Source organism: Ruegeria sp. YTSA144 (assembly GCF_059610125.1).
Map to the genome: position 1 here is coordinate 1 of NZ_JBXWNA010000005.1, position 15,031 is coordinate 15,031.

Genomic DNA, 15,031 nt, shown 5'->3' on the forward strand with positions numbered 1-15,031 from the left:
TTCGGCTTCGGCTTCGGCTTCGGCTTCGGCTTCGGCTTCGGCTTCGGCTTCGGCTTCGGCTTCGGCTTCGGCTTCGGCTTCGGAAAGTTCTTCTTCTACGGTCTCAGTCGGGTCAACAGTCGCATCGTCCTGTTGCAGTTCGGGTTCGACGACGTCATCTGCCTTGGGGGTTTCCACCGGCTTTTCTTCGGACTTTTTCTTACCAGCCACCGCAATATTCCCCTTATCGAATCCAAATTCAGATGAATAACAGCCCTGGTTAAGTTAATCGGGGACCGCGCCACCCTCAACCCGCAACGCATGTTTCACAAGCTTTTTGACAGCCTTACGCATTTTCTTTGGTGTCGGCTTCTTTGCGATCTTCAGGCGCGCATAGTCCAATGAATAAAGGGGATCCGCCGTGGCCTGACTGATTGCGGCCAACCACAAAGGCGCGGATCCGGTCCAAATATCGGCAAAATGTCGCGCCGTTCTTGGCGAAAAAAGCGGTGTGATCACCGGCGAATCCAGATCTGCCACCCGGGTCGCTTCGGATGTTAGCGGCAACAGCAATTGCTGGTAGACCGGCAGTTCCCGCACCGTCAGGCCGGATTCGGTCAGTCGACCGGCAACATTGCCGCGCGTGTTCTCACCCCTCAAATGCAACAGCGGGCTTTTGGGCCTCCGCTTGAGCAGATGTCCCACCAGTTCTTCCGCCGTGGCCCCGACCATTTCGGCCTGCCAGCCGCAACCTTTTGCGGTACTGGTCGTTGTCGGTCCGACGCAGAAAGCGGGCAGGTTGCGGTCCACACCTTTCAAGACCGCCGCGTTCACCGCATTGGCCGATGTGAAAATCAATCCCTGCACACCCTCGGTCTCAACGGCAACCGGCAGAGGTCGGATTTCCATGATCGGGGAATAGATGACCTGAACCCGTGATCTGGTGCGGGTCGGCAACTGCGCAACGAACCTTTCAGAGGCGGCGCGCGGGCGGGTCATCAACAAATACAACGTGCGGCCCCTTGGCCCTTCAGGATTGTTTGCATCCGCGCAGGGTGATACCCCGCCGTAGGATCATGATGCAACGGATCAGGGTGATGGTGCAAACACTTACCGTACTGGGATTGGAAAGCAGCTGTGACGATACGGCCGCAGCCATCGTGCGCCAAACGACGGGCGCCGAAGCCGAAATCCTGTCATCCGTGGTACATGGCCAAACCGAACTGCACAGTCCTTTTGGCGGCGTCGTGCCCGAGATCGCAGCCCGGGCGCATGCGGAAAAGCTGGATGTCTGCGTTCTGCAAGCACTGGAGGCCGCGGGGCTTTCCCTGAAAGACATGGACGCCATTGCCGTCACCGCCGGGCCGGGTCTGATCGGAGGGGTCATGTCCGGCGTGATGTGCGCCAAGGGGATCAGCGCGGCAACCGGTCTGCCGCTGGTGGGTGTCAATCACCTTGCCGGTCATGCGCTGACACCGCGACTGACGGACAACATTGCCTTCCCCTACCTGATGCTTCTGGTGTCGGGCGGCCACTGCCAATTCCTGATCGCCCACGGGCCCGAACATTTTACCCGCCTTGGCGGCACCATCGACGATGCGCCGGGCGAGGCCTTCGACAAAACCGCCCGCCTGCTGGGCTTGCCGCAACCTGGTGGCCCTTCCGTCGAAGCCGAGGCGCGCGCCGGTGATCCCAAACGATTCCGGTTTCCAAGGCCGCTTCTGGACCGGCCCGGTTGCGATCTGTCCTTTTCGGGATTGAAAACGGCTTTGATGCGGATGCGCGACCAGATCGTGAACGAAAAGGGTGGTTTGACGCGCCAGGACCGCGCAGATCTGTGCGCTGGATTCCAGCAGGCGGTTGTGGACACATTGGCCGAAAAGACCCGACGCGCAATTGATCTGTATCTGGAAAACTCTCCGTCTGAACCCGTGATTGCCGTTGCCGGAGGGGTTGCCGCCAACTCGGCCATTCGGTCCGAATTAGAGTCTGTTTGTGCTGAAAAAGACACCAGGTTCACCGCCCCCCCGTTGGCGTTGTGCACGGATAATGCTGCGATGATTGCCTATGCTGGCCTGGAACGCTTTCGTACCGGCGCACGGGACGGGCTGGATCTGACCGCCCGCCCTCGCTGGCCTCTGGATCAGCACAGCCCGGCCATGCTGGGCGGCGGCAAGAAAGGGGCCAAGGCATGAGCGTATCCGTTCTGGGATCCGGTGCGTTTGGTACTGCTCTGGCAATCTCGCTGGCAGGCAACGGGCCGGTGACACTGTGGTCAAGAAACGCCGATCAGGCGAAGCAGATGCGCGCGGCGCGCGAAAACGCAACCCGGCTGCCCAACATCGCCCTACCCGCGGACATCACCGTGACCGCGGACATCGCCGAGGCGCTCAGGGCTGACACGCTCTTGTTGGCTGTGCCGATGCAGAAATTGCGCAGCGCTTTGCAGGATCACGCCCCGGTCCTGCGTGGCAAGACTCTGGTGGCCTGCTGCAAGGGAATTGAACTGACCTCGGGGCTTGGACCTGTCGCCGTCATCAAAGAGGTTGTCCCGGATGCCCGCATCGCGTTGCTGACCGGGCCCAGTTTTGCAGATGACATTGCACACGGCCTGCCCACCGCGTTGACGCTGGCTTGCGAGGATACGGAACTTGGCAAGGCGCTTCAGGCCGAACTGACGACGGCGAACCTGCGCCTCTATCGCACCACAGACACGGTCGGCGCCGAACTTGGCGGCGCGCTGAAGAATGTCATGGCCATTGGCTGTGGCGCCGTCATCGGCGCAGGTCTGGGAGACAGCGCCCGGGCGGCCTTGATGACCCGCGGGTTTGCCGAGATGCAACGCTTTGCCGCGATGCGCGGCGCGCGTCCCGACACCCTGATGGGTTTGTCCGGGCTAGGAGATCTTGTGCTGACCTGCTCGTCCGAACTGTCCCGAAACTATCGTTTTGGCCTGAGTTTGGGTCTGAATCAGCCCTTCGACAGTCAAACGACGGTCGAAGGCGTCGCCACCGCCCGCGCCATGTCGGACATAGCCGCCAAGGAAGGGCTGGATATGCCCATCAGCACCACGGTGGCGGACCTGAGCCATGGCGCCTACAGTGTCACCGAGGCCATTCAAAACCTACTCAATCGACCCCTCAAGGAGGAATAACATGCTGATCGCCCTCATCGCTCGTGACAAACCCGGCGCGTTGCAAACCCGATTGGACAACCGCTCGGCCCACCTGGCCTATATCGAAGAAACCGGCACCGTGTCACAGGCCGGACCACTGCTGGACGGCGATTCCATGATCGGCTCATTGATAATCCTCGACGTGGAAGACCTGGCCGCAGCACAGTCATGGGCCGATGGCGACCCCTACGCGAAGGCTGGATTGTTCCAATCGGTCGAACTGATCCCGTGGAAAAAGGTGATCGGTTGATGGCCTATTGGTTGTTCAAATCGGAACCGTCGACCTGGAGCTGGGATCAGCAAGTCGCGAAGGGTGATGCGGGCGAGGAATGGGACGGCGTTCGCAATTATCAGGCGCGCAATTTCATGCGTCAGATGAAGGTTGGGGACCGGGGGTTCTTCTACCATTCGCAAAAGGACAAATCCGTCGTGGGCATTGTCGAGGTCTGCGCCGAGGCCCACCCCGACAGCACCACCGATGACGAACGGTGGGAGTGCGTGGACATCAAGGCCGTGCGGCCTTTTTCCAAACCCGTAACGCTGGACCAGATCAAGGCGGACGAGCGTCTGGCCAATATGGTGCTGGTGAAGAACTCTCGCTTATCGGTGCAACCCGTGACCGAGGATGAATGGCGGATAATTTGCATGCTGGGTGAAACGCAGCCTGACTGAATGGGAACATGTCGTCAGGTGCAGAACTTCTCAAACACCTGTCAAGATGGTATCTTTCCTTGGGCTTTGCCGAGTGGGGGCTTGTCGATCGCTTATCCTGCAATCGCGCGCACTTGGCAGTGTCCGAATAAAGTTCGGTCTTTCTTGAAAGCATGGACCCATGTCTGACGAAGAAGGCGGCAATGGGGTATTCGAAGACGCCGTTGCTGCGAAGAATTCAAAAAACTGGGAAGCGCGCCTGAAAGAGGCGCGCGAAAAGCGTGCCAGAGTGCTCAGCGGGGCGCAGGGTGAAGCGCAGGAAAAACCCGCCCTGAAACCTTCCGAGACAGAGCATCTGTCCCGGCCCGACGAAACCAAAATCGAAGAGATCGTATCAGACCGGGTCCGTTCCCTGCATTTGGAAGAACCAAAAAACAGGAATAAACCCTTAGTTAGAGCAGGTATTATTCTGGCCGCTTTGGTTTGCGGCGCGGTGCTGCAATGGGGTGTCACCAATATTGCCGGAATTTGGCGCTCTACCAGTGGAACGCCCCCACCCAGCCTGGATGCGGCTACGGAAACTTTGCCTGAAATCGAGGAACTGCTTTCAGACAGAGAGTCCATTGTCAGAATTGATGAGCCACTGGCCCCACGAGACACACAAGCAGCAGAAGAACCCACCGATCCAGCGTCTTCGCAGGGCGCACCCGTTTCCACCCCCCCGATCATCGAAGAGGCCGAGGATGCGATCACAGGCGCATCTCGCGACCAGAGCGTCTCGGTTGAGGCGGTTGTGACGTCACCGGTTCCTGCTGAAGACATTTCGAATGCGGATGGCCAAAGCGAGATGGAACCAGGATCCCCAGGCCCGGAACCGGCCTTGTCTTTGTCTCCGCCAGCCATATTCATTCCGCCACAGCTCGAGCCCATCTTGGCCACCGCTTCTTCAGCGGATGTTCAAACCTTGTATCCAGCTTCTGCGGAACCTCCGTGGCGCTACTCCAACCGGTCGAACAAAGACAACTTTTCGCAGGTATCCTTGATGATTTTGGACCCTGCCCTGCAAGAGATCACATTATCTGCGGCCCCGTCTTATGCAGAGGTAAAACCGCTTTCGCCCGCTCAATCCCCCATTGATCTGGAAGTTTCGCTTTTTGTCCCGTCGAGAGTGTCACAAGAAGCCAGTAGCCGGGCTTACGAATTGCTTACACAGGGCCGTGCGACAGTTGTATCAACAGACCGCGTGGGTTTCCGCGTCCGAGAAACACAGGTTCGATTCTATCATCCAAGCGACGCTGAAAACGCGGCGCTGGCGGCTGATGCTCTTGACGGTGTTCTGAGGGACTTCACGAATTCAGGCAACAAAACCCGCCCGGGACGGATAGAGGTTTATCTGGCAGGCAGCGGCGGTGCTTCGCAAGGGAGATCGGACCAGAAGCCCACCGAATTCGACAATTTCATTGCGCGCATTCTTGACGAACTCAGATGAGAAACGAGGGAAGGCTCTGACGATACAGAACCTTCCCTACCCCCGCGTGCTCCCTACTCACCACACGCGTATGGAAATATCTGGTTCTGACCGTCCTGGTCACAGGTTGAACTTAGCGCAGCCGCACCCCTGGTTTCAAATGCCAAGTCTTTAAATTGAAACTCAAATTAAGTACGCCCGCCAAAATCTCGGCGGGCGCTTGGTGAATTTCGACCGGGTCAGCTGTAAACGGATTCTTTTCCGAAATGCTTGGTCAAAATATAATAGACAACGGCACGGTACTTGTTGCGCTCGGACATGCCATAGGTTTCCATGGCTTTGTTGATCCCTTCCATCAGCTCGGGGCCATCTGCCAGACCCAGCTTTTTGATCAGGAAGTTGTTCTTGACGGTTTCCAGTTCCGAGTCCTGGCTGGCCGCGACAGTTGCCGCATCTGCGTCATAGATCGCCGGACCACAACCGATGGTGACCTTGGTCAAAAGGTCCATATCGGGGTCCATGCCGCATTTGGTTTTCAGGTCTTCTGCGTATTTGGCGATCAGATCGTCGCGCTTGCCCATATCCTAGTCTCCTTGATCCGTTTACCCGGCACCTTTTACCGATGATCAAAAGACTAGCCGCGTCCAGGGCTTTTCCAAAAGGAAAAAAAACCGCGATTTCTCCCCCTTGGTCGCAGCCAGCAAGTTTCTTTCCGAAAAAAACTAGCGGCAATAGCCCCACCCCGGGCCTTGCAAGTGGAAATGATCCGCGTGCAAGCGATTGAAGTCGGGCCCAAGAACCACACGAAACCAACCGCAGGCCCCGCGCCAGATCAGTCGAAAAAAGGCGCCTTCCGGTCCGGAGCCCTGCCAGTTTGACAGCAAGGTCAGCGTTCGACCGTCAACGGTATCCACACCAACGATATCTATCGAATCCGCGCGGGCATGGCTGCTCCACCCACTGTTTTGACCCTGCGCGGTGCGTATGCGGCGGCAATTGTAACTGCCGATGTGGCGCAGTCGGGAAATGTCCGCCCCAAGCAGATCGCGTGCGGCGGGCTGCACGACGTGATGTTCCCACATGGTCAGGCGCAACGCCGTGGCGCAACTGGTTTCAACATCCTCGATCCGCGATGTCACCAATTTGGTCAGACGACCCCGACCGGCGATGCCGCAGTTCTGATCGACTACCAGGTCCGCCATCGCCTCAAACCGAACACCTGCGTCTTCCAGAGCGGCCCTGCACCGTGCTTCGCTGGCCAGCGCGCGGTTCAACTGGACCTTTGTGACGGGTGTGATCGGGGCGGTTACCTTCAGATCACGCAACGGGTTCCAGTGTGACGGTATCGGCGTTTCGGGATGCGCCAACACCCACCAGACACCACCGCCCAAAAGGATCACAACAACCGCCAGCCTGAAAAGGAAAGACGCCGCCAGGTAAAAATACCGGCGGCGCCCAGAATTCTGCGTCATACCAGACGGCGATCAGTAGCGGTAGTGTTCCGGCTTGTACGGACCTTCCGGTTTGACACCGATGTAAGCGGCCTGATCCGCATCCATCTGGGTCAGCTTCACGCCGATGCGGTCCAGATGCAGGCGGGCCACTTTCTCATCCAGATGTTTGGGCAGGATGTAGACCTTGTTCTCGTACTGGTCACCCTTGGTGAACAGTTCGATCTGGGCCAGAACCTGGTTGGTGAACGAGGCCGACATCACGAAGGACGGGTGCCCGGTGGCGTTGCCCAGGTTCAGCAGACGGCCTTCGGACAGCAGGATGATGCGGTTGCCCGAGGGCATCTCGATCATGTCCACCTGTTCCTTGATGTTGGTCCATTTGTGGTTTTTCAGGCTGGCCACCTGAATTTCGTTGTCGAAGTGGCCGATGTTGCCGACGATGGCCATGTCCTTCATCTCGCGCATATGCTCGATGCGGATCACGTCCTTGTTGCCGGTGGTTGTGATGAAGATATCCGCGCTGGCGACTTCGTCTTCCAGCAGGGTCACTTCGAACCCGTCCATCGCGGCTTGCAGGGCGCAGATCGGGTCGACTTCGGTGACTTTTACACGGGCACCGGCACCACGCAACGACGCGGCCGAGCCTTTGCCCACATCACCGTAACCGCAGACCACGGCAACCTTGCCGGCCATCATCGTGTCGGTGGCGCGGCGGATACCGTCAACCAGCGATTCCTTGCAGCCGTATTTGTTGTCGAATTTCGACTTGGTGACGCTGTCATTCACGTTGATCGCCGGGAACGGCAGGTGGCCTTCCTTGACCAGCTGATACAGGCGGTTCACACCGGTGGTGGTTTCCTCGGAAACGCCCTTGATCTGGTCACGCATCTTGGTGAACCAGCCCGGGCTTGCCGCCATACGCTTGGCGATCTGCTTCTTGATCACTTCTTCCTCTTCCGAACCCGGAACAGGGATGATGTCCTCACCCGCTTCGGCACGGGCGCCCAGCAGGATGTACAGCGTCGCGTCACCGCCATCGTCCAGGATCATGTTCGGGCCGTCTTCGAACAGGAAGGATTTGTCCAGATAATCCCAGTGCTCTTCCAGCGTCTGGCCTTTGACGGCGAAGACGGGAATACCCGCCTCGGCGATCGCGGCGGCGGCGTGGTCCTGGGTCGAGAAGATGTTGCACGACGCCCAGCGCACATCCGCGCCCAGCGCCACCAGAGTTTCGATCAGAACGCCCGTCTGGATGGTCATGTGCAGCGATCCAACGATCCGCGCACCTTTCAGAGGTTTGCTTTCGCCATATTCCGCGCGCAGGGACATCAGGCCCGGCATCTCGGTTTCGGCTATGTCCAGTTCTTTGCGGCCAAAGCCAGCCAATGAAATGTCTTTAACGATATAGTCCCCGGCCATCAGGTGCTCCATTTTCCGGTAATTCACAGTCCTGGCTGCCCCTAGCATTCCTTGGGGCAGGTGGCAACTTTGAAGACTGTGATCGGAAACGATATGGCCAATATCAGCTTGGTGTGCCTTCAATTTCGATCTTTGGTATCGCTTCAAAAAAATCGGTGCCAACGGCAACAATACAACTGATACCGTTCGCATTGGTTACCAAAACGGTATAACTTCCCGTTTCTTTCGAGGTCCAAACCTCCATCACCGATTGCGCGCCGCGTGTTTTTTGCAGGCCGCCAAAGGCCAATTCCTCGGCATAGTTCTCCTGCAATTTGGATATGATGTCGTCCCGTGCCGCACAATTCTGGGCAAAGGCAGGCGGCGCGGTGGCGGCCATTCCGAAAGTCAGTGCGATTGCGAATAAACGTTTGAACATGGGATGCTCCTTTCGATACGTGTTTCCGTTCGAGAGGGGCACACTGGGAGGAGAATGCACCCCCCTCAGTCTTTAATGTCGGGATCCTACCGCGCCGTTTCAAAGCACGAACGCTCAAGAAAATGTTGGCAGCATGTGACCCAGACAGGTACATCATACCATAAAAACGCGAATTGAACGTGTCCAACTTCACAAGGCATGGCAGAATGGCAACACAACCCAGAGCGTGGCAAAGGATGCTGTCGGGCCGCAGGCTGGACCTGCTGGATCCGACACCGGTGGATATCGAGATTGAAGACATCGCACACGGCCTTGCCTTTGTCGCTCGTTGGAACGGTCAGACAAACGGCGATTTCGCTTACTCCGTGGCCGAACATTCCCTGCTGGTTGAAGAGATTTTTGGCCGTATTGCCCCCAAAACACCCATGAAATGGCGTTTGGCCGCATTGTTACACGATGCGCCCGAATATGTGATCGGCGACATGATCTCGCCTGTGAAATCCGCCGTCGGCCCAGACTATGGCGCGTTGGACGACCGGCTGGCGGCAGCAATCCATATACGGTTTGGACTACCGGCTGAGGTCCCAAAAACGGTGAAGCGCCAGATCAAGAAGGCCGACAAGATCAGTGCCTGGATGGAGGCGACACAGATTGCCGGCTTTTCCGAGGCCGAAGCCACGAAATTCTTTGGCCGCCCGGACAGGGGGATCATGGCGGGTCTACAGATCAGGCTGCGCCCCCCGGTCGAGGTGCGGCACGCCTTTACAGCACGGCACGCAGAGTTGATCGCACAGATCTGAGAGACGCTGTCCGAAGGCGGTGAGTGGTACGGGGGACTGGTGGAAAAAGATGAAAATAAAGACCGGAACCCGAGCTTTTCTTGTCGTCAACGTCGTGCTGACTGTTGTTCTTGCGGCAGCGTTGGTCGAAACCGGGTATGTTTCGAAGGCACTCAGAAAAATCTCTGGCGCGCATGTCCCGGTCACGGAAACCGATCACTACAAACTCATGGTCTGGCTGCACGAACGGCCAATTTCTCAGGCGCTGGCTTCACCGGATATTCAGATCGCTTTCATCGGTGATTCCATAATCGAAGGGTGGTTGACCAGCAACATCCTGCCCAACTCGCTGAACCTTGGGATCAGCCGCGACACCACCCCGGGCCTCATCGCGCGGGCAAAACCGGAACTGATTGCCCATGTTCCGACATGGTATCTTGGAATCGGGGTCAATGACGCTCTGGCGGCCACACCTCCGGAGGAGATTGCAGAGTATGTCGCACAGTTGAAGACCGTGTTCATGCCCGCCGAAAGGTTGATCTGGCGTGCTGTGTTGCCCGTCACCGGTGCAAGCTGGACCCCGGAGAAAGAGGCGTTTCGAACGGCCTTCAATTCGGCTGCCCAACGCGCCTGTCAGGAGATGGCGAACTGCACATTTCTGACCCCGCCGGGCGGGTACGGCGAGAACACCGCCGAATGGACATCGGACGGGCTGCATCCCAACGCTATCGGATATCGTCAGCTGGCGCAGCAGCTCTGCGCAGAAATCTCCTGCTCACCCTGAAGGTACTGAACGGAAACTGCCCGCTGAACTGTCCGAAGCTTGGACAGGGTTTGTTATCACCCTGTTTCAGCCAAAGACGTAGAAGCACAATTTGTTGCCATCCGGGTCACGCACATAGGCACCATAGAACCTGTCGGGGACACGTTGACCGGGTTCGCCTTCGTCCACCGCACCCAGGCTGATTGCCTTGTCGTAAAGTTCCTTGACCTCATCCTTGGAGTCGGCTGCAAAGGCGACCATGTTGCCATTTCCGGCGACGCAGGCATCACCGTCGTAGGGCTCGCACACCGCCAGCATCGGCGCGTCTGGTCTGTTGCCGATGAACGCGATCCGGCCTGCGTCTATAACCACTTTCGCGCCCTTGCCCGCGAAAAGGCTGGTATAAAAGTCCTTGGCGCGTTCCATGTCCGAAACGCCTACGGTTACATATCCGATCATCGAGTGGTCCTGTTCTGACAATAGTTTCCAGATAGCCGAACAGTCCTCGACAGGGTCCAAGGTTACAAGTCACTAAACCGTCATCGAGCGGCCGGCCGACCTAACGAGGGCTGCGTTTCGCCAGTATCCGCTGCAACGTCCGCCGATGCATATTCAACCGTCGCGCGGTTTCAGAGACATTCCGGTCACACAGCTCATAGACGCGCTGGATATGTTCCCAGCGCACACGGTCCGCGCTCATGGGGTTTTCCGGCGGCGGGGGCATCTCGTCACCCTTTGCCAGCAATGCGTTCGTGATGTCGGTGGCATCGGCTGGCTTTGACAGATAGTCGGTCGCGCCGATCTTGACAGCCGCGACGGCGGTCGCGATCGCACCATATCCGGTCAGAACAACAACGCGGCTGTCAGGGCGTTTTTCCCGCAACACCTCGACAACGTCCAGGCCGTTGCCATCCTCAAGCCGCAAATCGACCACGGCATAAGCCGGGGGCCGGGCGGTGGATATCGCGCGGCCTGCCGCGACGGATCCTGCGGTTTCAACCTCGAAGCCACGCTTTTCCATGGCCTTGGCCAGACGTCTCAGAAACGGCTCGTCATCATCAACCAAAAGCAGGGATTTATCAGGGCCGATGTCAAGCTGAGAAGTATCTGCCATATGTTAGGTCTTTCGCTATTTCATGCTTTTGGCTCGAACATGAGTAATAGCAGCGCGGGAACAAAGGTCAAACAACCTTGTTACGACGCGCCCTGCTTCAGAAAGCATTCAACCTTGTCCGCCATCTGTTCTGCCGTGTCTTCGCGCTTGAAAAACTCCAGGAATCCATCTTCGGGTGTGACCAGATATGTGAAAGTGGAATGGTCAACCAGATAGAATTCGTCGCTTTTGTCATGCGCCTTGTAATAAGTCTTGTAGGCCTTGCTGGCTGCCTTGACCTGTTCGGGCGAGCCGGTCAGCGCGATCGTCTTGCCCCCGAGGTTGAAGGCATAATCGGCCATCACTTCGGGCGTATCGCGATCCGGGTCGATTGAGATGAACAACGGTGTCACCGACAACCCGCGTTCGGCCAGAATATCGACGGCCTCGGCGTTGCGGGACATGTCGAACGGGCAAACGTCCGGGCAGAACGTATATCCAAAATAAACCAGTGTCGGTTCGGTGATCACGTCTTTGTCCGTGACCGTCTCGCCCTTGCCATTCACCAGTTCAAATGGCCCGCCAATTGCGGCGGAACCCCCGGCGATCTGGCTGGACCGGCATTGTGCGAACTTGTCATCGGACCCGCCGCCCGACGTCAGAAGCCACATGGCCCCAAGTCCGCTGGCCAGAGCAAGGGTTGCGAGAATTGCGTACAGTAGACGGCTCATTTCGATTATCCGGTCGCAAGGGGTTGTTGATCGTTCCGGCCGGGACACCTATCAAGATGACCAGCCGATGCAACAGGACATAAGCAACCGATGGCAGAATCCAATCAGACTTTTTGGCGCGGCCAGGAACGCAGCAGCTGGATTCGTCTGCGGACCCTGATCCTTTTGCGATGGGTAGCCATCATCGGCCAGCTCACCGCAATCACGGTGGCGCAGCGATACTATGACGTGCAGCTGGAACTGGGCCTGTGTTACCTGGCCATCGGAATTTCGGTCATGGGCAACCTGACTGCCATTTTGCTGTTTCCGCAGAACAAGCGCCTGAGCGAGTTTGAAAACTTCCTGATGGTTCTGTTCGACCTGCTGCAACTGTCAATCCTGCTGTATTTGACAGGCGGGCTGAACAATCCGTTTGCGCTGCTTCTGCTGGGCCCGGTCACGATTTCAGCCAATGTCATGAGCACACGATCGACCCTGATCGTCGGCGCCGTTGCAATCGTTCTGACAACTGTTCTTGCGGAATTTCACCTTCCGTTGCGGACAAGCCTCGGGCTTGTTCTGGATATCCCGGATATCCTTCTGTTCGGAAACTGGGCCGCAATCATCATCGCCATCATCTTCATCGGCGCCTATTCCCACCGCGTCAGTTCCGAAGTCCAATCCATGTCGGAAGCGCTGGCCGCCACGCATATGGCGCTGGCGCGCGAACAGAAGCTGACCGATCTGGGGGGCGTCGTTGCCGCTGCCGCGCATGAACTGGGCACGCCTCTGGCGACGATAAAACTGACCAGCGCGGAACTGATCGAAGAACTGGACGACCGCCCGGACCTGAAAGAAGACGCCGCTTTGATCCGCGAGCAGGCAGACCGTTGCCGTGACATTCTGCGCGACATGGGGCGGGCGGGCAAAGATGATCTGCATCTGCGGCAGGCGCCGCTTTCGACAGTGGTGAACGAAGCGGCCGAACCACATGTCGGTCGCGGCAAAGAGGTTCATTTTTCAGAAGGCCCCGCGCAGGACGGGGATGTTCAGCAGCCCTCGATCCTGCGCAAACCCGAGATCATTCACGGGTTGCGCAACCTGATTCAGAATGCGGTGGATTTCGCCCGCGCAAATGTCTGGGTCGAGGCCGAATGGACCGACGGCAGGATCACCGTCAGCATCATGGATGACGGGCGTGGATACCCGCCCCACATGATCGGACGCATCGGCGACCCCTTTATGCGTCGCAGACGGGTGGAATCCGATCAGAGAGCACGCCCGGAATACGAAGGCATGGGCCTGGGATTGTTCATCGCCAAAACCCTGCTGGAACGCAGCGGCGCCGATCTGGAATTCGCCAATGGTTCTGACCCTTACCAGCATCTGACTGACAACCCGGATCGGCGCGGGGCCATCGTCAAGGTGACCTGGCCTCGCAAATTGATTGACGCACAAAAAGGCGACACGCCCGTCCCTTCCGGTTCCAACACGCGCATCCAGGTGTGAATTAAGAGACCGTTAACCAATCCCACGCATAGTCTGTCCGGATATCGTTCAGGCTTGGGGAGTTTGATGGCCGATTGGATCATTCTGGCCGCGATCAGTCTTGTTTCGTGCTGTTTCGCCGTTCTGTGGCTGCTGCCGCGCCGGGCGCAGCGCGACAAGTCTTTTGGTCTGTTTTCAAACACCTCGCTGTTTGACGCCGTATTTCTGTTCGACGGTGACCGACTGATCAGCCATTCTGATTTCGCACTGGCCGGGTTGGAACATGTTGGAAACTGGCAGGACCTGCGGCGCCTGTTGCAAAGGGATTTCCCCACTTTCCCCGAAACGCCTGACATAGTGCGCGATCAGGGTAGAATCGTGGTATCGGCCATTGACTGCACGATCGAACGAGAAGTCGTGTGTGAGTGGATTGATGGTATCGTCCGCGTTCGACTTTGCGAAAGCGCAAAGGCCTCCCCGGCAGGACCGGCCACCCCAAGCGAACCGACCCGTCTGGCAATGGATCTGGCCCCTTATCCGGTATGGCTGGTGGACAACGACAACCGGGTGCAATGGTGCAATGCCGCCTATGTCGCACTTGTTCAAAAGGCACGTGATCAGGACACCGATCTGACTGCGCCGCTTTTTGAAAGCCCGGAGGATGCCAAAAGACCCACCGGAAAAATTCGCGTGTCGGTGGATGTGGCAGATACTGATCGCAAGCTTTGGTTCGACTTGACTCGGATCGAACACGAGAATGGTCATCTGTGCTATGCCGTTGACGTCAACGCGATTGTCGAGGCGGAGACCGCCCAGCGCAAATTCGTGCAGACCATGACCAAGACCTTTGCTCAATTGTCCATTGGTCTCGCCATTTTTGACCGCAATCGGCAACTGGCCCTGTTCAACCCGGCCCTGATCGACCTGACCTCGTTGCCGCCTGATTTCCTCAGTTGCCGCCCCAGCCTGAGCAGTTTTTTCGACCGTTTGCGCGATCAACACATGATGCCCGAGCCGAAGAATTACCGCAGCTGGCGGCGTCAGATGAACGACCTTCTCGAAGCGGCTGAAGATGGAAACTATCACGAGACGTGGTCGCTGCCATCCGGATCGGTCTATTCCGTCAGCGGGCGCCCTCATCCGGACGGAGCAGTGGCCTTTCTGTTCGAGGATATCACCGCCGAAATCACGCTGACGCGGCGCTTTCGATCAGAAATGGATCTGATGCAGTCGATCCTGGACAAACTGGCGGATGCAATTGCCGTCTTTGCGGATGACGGCACGCTGGCCTTTACGAACTACGCGTATCAAAAACTGTGGGGAGACGCGCACGAGGTCGGGTTCCAAAGCGAAACGGTCACCGATGTCACGCGACGCTGGCAAGACCTCTGTATTGCGACGCCGGTTTTGGGTGAGGTGCGGGATTTTGTCGAAATGCGGGAAAACCGCGCCGAATGGACCGCTGAAATCCAGATGAGAACCGGCATTACCGTGGATTGCACCGTCACACCGGTTCACAACGGCGCGACAATCGTCCGGTTTACGCAATCCGAGTTTCCGTCGAAATCCACCGCGATGGAACAGATCAGCGCCTGAACCGGGTTGCAGCCGGTCAGGCGCAAGGCCATTGTGGC

General features: G+C 57.8%; 17 protein-coding genes and 1 pseudogene. 9 read left to right on the forward strand and 9 right to left on the reverse strand.

The window, feature by feature from the left end; translation table 11 throughout:
- Both AC2FF8_RS11910 and AC2FF8_RS11915 read right to left on the reverse strand, forming a co-directional pair.
- Positions 1-210, reverse strand: a pseudogene (locus AC2FF8_RS11910) (hypothetical protein); the annotation flags it as partial.
- Positions 211-264: 54 nt separating this feature from the next.
- The gene (locus AC2FF8_RS11915; RefSeq protein ID WP_496879790.1) at positions 265-990 is read right to left on the reverse strand and encodes a uroporphyrinogen-III synthase; all 726 of its coding nucleotides are present in this window, start codon (positions 988-990) and stop codon (positions 265-267) included.
- A gap of 86 nt (positions 991-1,076) precedes the next feature.
- Between AC2FF8_RS11915 and tsaD the strand changes: the two genes are divergently transcribed.
- From tsaD to AC2FF8_RS11940, 5 genes are all read left to right on the forward strand, one after another.
- Positions 1,077-2,174, forward strand: coding sequence for a tRNA (adenosine(37)-N6)-threonylcarbamoyltransferase complex transferase subunit TsaD (gene tsaD, locus AC2FF8_RS11920; protein WP_425079485.1), 1,098 nt, complete (start codon positions 1,077-1,079; stop codon positions 2,172-2,174).
- The gene (locus tag AC2FF8_RS11925) at positions 2,171-3,133 is read left to right on the forward strand and encodes an NAD(P)H-dependent glycerol-3-phosphate dehydrogenase (protein WP_257599661.1); all 963 of its coding nucleotides are present in this window, start codon (positions 2,171-2,173) and stop codon (positions 3,131-3,133) included. The genes tsaD and AC2FF8_RS11925 overlap by 4 nt, the downstream gene beginning before the upstream one ends.
- A 1-nt stretch (position 3,134) precedes the next feature.
- The gene (locus tag AC2FF8_RS11930; RefSeq protein ID WP_496879791.1) at positions 3,135-3,404 is read left to right on the forward strand and encodes a YciI family protein; all 270 of its coding nucleotides are present in this window, start codon (positions 3,135-3,137) and stop codon (positions 3,402-3,404) included.
- Positions 3,404-3,826, forward strand: coding sequence for an EVE domain-containing protein (locus tag AC2FF8_RS11935; protein WP_170345913.1), 423 nt, complete (start codon positions 3,404-3,406; stop codon positions 3,824-3,826). The genes AC2FF8_RS11930 and AC2FF8_RS11935 overlap by 1 nt, the downstream gene beginning before the upstream one ends.
- A 160-nt stretch (positions 3,827-3,986) precedes the next feature.
- Positions 3,987-5,294, forward strand: a complete 1,308-nt coding sequence (locus tag AC2FF8_RS11940; protein ID WP_496879792.1) for a hypothetical protein — start codon at positions 3,987-3,989, stop codon at positions 5,292-5,294.
- A 218-nt stretch (positions 5,295-5,512) separates the two neighbouring features.
- On the opposite strand, the gene AC2FF8_RS11945 is transcribed toward AC2FF8_RS11940, so the two are convergent.
- The 4 genes from AC2FF8_RS11945 to AC2FF8_RS11960 form a co-directional block, all read right to left on the reverse strand.
- Positions 5,513-5,854, reverse strand: coding sequence for a DUF2853 family protein (locus AC2FF8_RS11945; protein WP_170345908.1), 342 nt, complete (start codon positions 5,852-5,854; stop codon positions 5,513-5,515).
- A gap of 141 nt (positions 5,855-5,995) precedes the next feature.
- A complete protein-coding gene (locus AC2FF8_RS11950; RefSeq protein WP_496879793.1) occupies positions 5,996-6,745 on the reverse strand; it encodes an extensin-like domain-containing protein in 750 nt (249 codons plus the stop codon).
- A 12-nt stretch (positions 6,746-6,757) separates the two neighbouring features.
- Entirely contained in the window at positions 6,758-8,146 is a 1,389-nt protein-coding gene (ahcY, locus tag AC2FF8_RS11955; protein ID WP_170345905.1) for an adenosylhomocysteinase, read from the reverse strand.
- A gap of 103 nt (positions 8,147-8,249) precedes the next feature.
- Positions 8,250-8,564 (reverse strand): hypothetical protein, encoded by a 315-nt coding sequence (locus AC2FF8_RS11960; RefSeq protein ID WP_170345903.1) that lies wholly within the window; start codon positions 8,562-8,564, stop codon positions 8,250-8,252.
- 206 nt (positions 8,565-8,770) lie between these two features.
- Here AC2FF8_RS11960 and AC2FF8_RS11965 point away from each other — a divergent pair, with 206 nt between their 5' ends.
- A complete protein-coding gene (locus AC2FF8_RS11965) occupies positions 8,771-9,364 on the forward strand; it encodes an HD domain-containing protein (RefSeq protein ID WP_171206515.1) in 594 nt (197 codons plus the stop codon).
- 49 nt (positions 9,365-9,413) lie between these two features.
- Complete coding sequence (locus AC2FF8_RS11970) at positions 9,414-10,127, forward strand: SGNH/GDSL hydrolase family protein (RefSeq protein ID WP_496879794.1); 714 nt, start codon at positions 9,414-9,416, stop codon at positions 10,125-10,127.
- A 66-nt stretch (positions 10,128-10,193) separates the two neighbouring features.
- Here AC2FF8_RS11970 and AC2FF8_RS11975 read toward each other — a convergent pair whose 3' ends face one another.
- The 3 genes from AC2FF8_RS11975 to AC2FF8_RS11985 form a co-directional block, all read right to left on the reverse strand.
- Positions 10,194-10,565 carry a VOC family protein gene (locus AC2FF8_RS11975; protein WP_496873231.1) on the reverse strand — a complete coding sequence of 124 codons (372 nt, stop codon included), beginning with the start codon at positions 10,563-10,565 and terminating at the stop codon, positions 10,194-10,196.
- A 100-nt stretch (positions 10,566-10,665) separates the two neighbouring features.
- Entirely contained in the window at positions 10,666-11,220 is a 555-nt protein-coding gene (locus AC2FF8_RS11980) for an ActR/PrrA/RegA family redox response regulator transcription factor (RefSeq protein ID WP_152459641.1), read from the reverse strand.
- A gap of 80 nt (positions 11,221-11,300) precedes the next feature.
- Positions 11,301-11,930 (reverse strand): SCO family protein, encoded by a 630-nt coding sequence (locus AC2FF8_RS11985; protein ID WP_170345895.1) that lies wholly within the window; start codon positions 11,928-11,930, stop codon positions 11,301-11,303.
- 90 nt (positions 11,931-12,020) lie between these two features.
- Here AC2FF8_RS11985 and regB point away from each other — a divergent pair, with 90 nt between their 5' ends.
- Together regB and AC2FF8_RS11995 are read left to right on the forward strand one after the other, a co-directional pair.
- On the forward strand, positions 12,021-13,418 hold the full coding sequence (regB, locus tag AC2FF8_RS11990) for a sensor histidine kinase RegB (protein ID WP_496873229.1): 1,398 nt from the start codon (positions 12,021-12,023) through the stop codon (positions 13,416-13,418).
- 66 nt (positions 13,419-13,484) lie between these two features.
- Positions 13,485-14,993: a PAS-domain containing protein gene (locus tag AC2FF8_RS11995; RefSeq protein WP_170345891.1), complete on the forward strand. Its 1,509-nt coding sequence runs from the start codon at positions 13,485-13,487 to the stop codon at positions 14,991-14,993.
- The last annotated feature ends 38 nt before the right edge of the window (positions 14,994-15,031 follow it).

What these genes read in the sequence shown, in the direction of transcription:
- tsaD (WP_425079485.1), top strand. Translation starts at nt 1,077, where the DNA reads ATGGTGCAAACACTTACCGTACTGGGATTGGAAAGCAGCTGTGACGAT.
- AC2FF8_RS11925 (WP_257599661.1), top strand. Translation starts at nt 2,171, where the DNA reads ATGAGCGTATCCGTTCTGGGATCCGGTGCGTTTGGTACTGCTCTGGCA.
- AC2FF8_RS11930 (WP_496879791.1), top strand. Translation starts at nt 3,135, where the DNA reads ATGCTGATCGCCCTCATCGCTCGTGACAAACCCGGCGCGTTGCAAACC.
- AC2FF8_RS11935 (WP_170345913.1), top strand. Translation starts at nt 3,404, where the DNA reads ATGGCCTATTGGTTGTTCAAATCGGAACCGTCGACCTGGAGCTGGGAT.
- AC2FF8_RS11940 (WP_496879792.1), top strand. Translation starts at nt 3,987, where the DNA reads ATGTCTGACGAAGAAGGCGGCAATGGGGTATTCGAAGACGCCGTTGCT.
- AC2FF8_RS11945 (WP_170345908.1), bottom strand. Translation starts at nt 5,854, where the DNA reads ATGGGCAAGCGCGACGATCTGATCGCCAAATACGCAGAAGACCTGAAA.
- AC2FF8_RS11950 (WP_496879793.1), bottom strand. Translation starts at nt 6,745, where the DNA reads ATGACGCAGAATTCTGGGCGCCGCCGGTATTTTTACCTGGCGGCGTCT.
- ahcY (WP_170345905.1), bottom strand. Translation starts at nt 8,146, where the DNA reads ATGGCCGGGGACTATATCGTTAAAGACATTTCATTGGCTGGCTTTGGC.
- AC2FF8_RS11960 (WP_170345903.1), bottom strand. Translation starts at nt 8,564, where the DNA reads ATGTTCAAACGTTTATTCGCAATCGCACTGACTTTCGGAATGGCCGCC.
- AC2FF8_RS11965 (WP_171206515.1), top strand. Translation starts at nt 8,771, where the DNA reads ATGGCAACACAACCCAGAGCGTGGCAAAGGATGCTGTCGGGCCGCAGG.
- AC2FF8_RS11970 (WP_496879794.1), top strand. Translation starts at nt 9,414, where the DNA reads ATGAAAATAAAGACCGGAACCCGAGCTTTTCTTGTCGTCAACGTCGTG.
- AC2FF8_RS11975 (WP_496873231.1), bottom strand. Translation starts at nt 10,565, where the DNA reads ATGATCGGATATGTAACCGTAGGCGTTTCGGACATGGAACGCGCCAAG.
- AC2FF8_RS11980 (WP_152459641.1), bottom strand. Translation starts at nt 11,220, where the DNA reads ATGGCAGATACTTCTCAGCTTGACATCGGCCCTGATAAATCCCTGCTT.
- AC2FF8_RS11985 (WP_170345895.1), bottom strand. Translation starts at nt 11,930, where the DNA reads ATGAGCCGTCTACTGTACGCAATTCTCGCAACCCTTGCTCTGGCCAGC.
- regB (WP_496873229.1), top strand. Translation starts at nt 12,021, where the DNA reads ATGGCAGAATCCAATCAGACTTTTTGGCGCGGCCAGGAACGCAGCAGC.
- AC2FF8_RS11995 (WP_170345891.1), top strand. Translation starts at nt 13,485, where the DNA reads ATGGCCGATTGGATCATTCTGGCCGCGATCAGTCTTGTTTCGTGCTGT.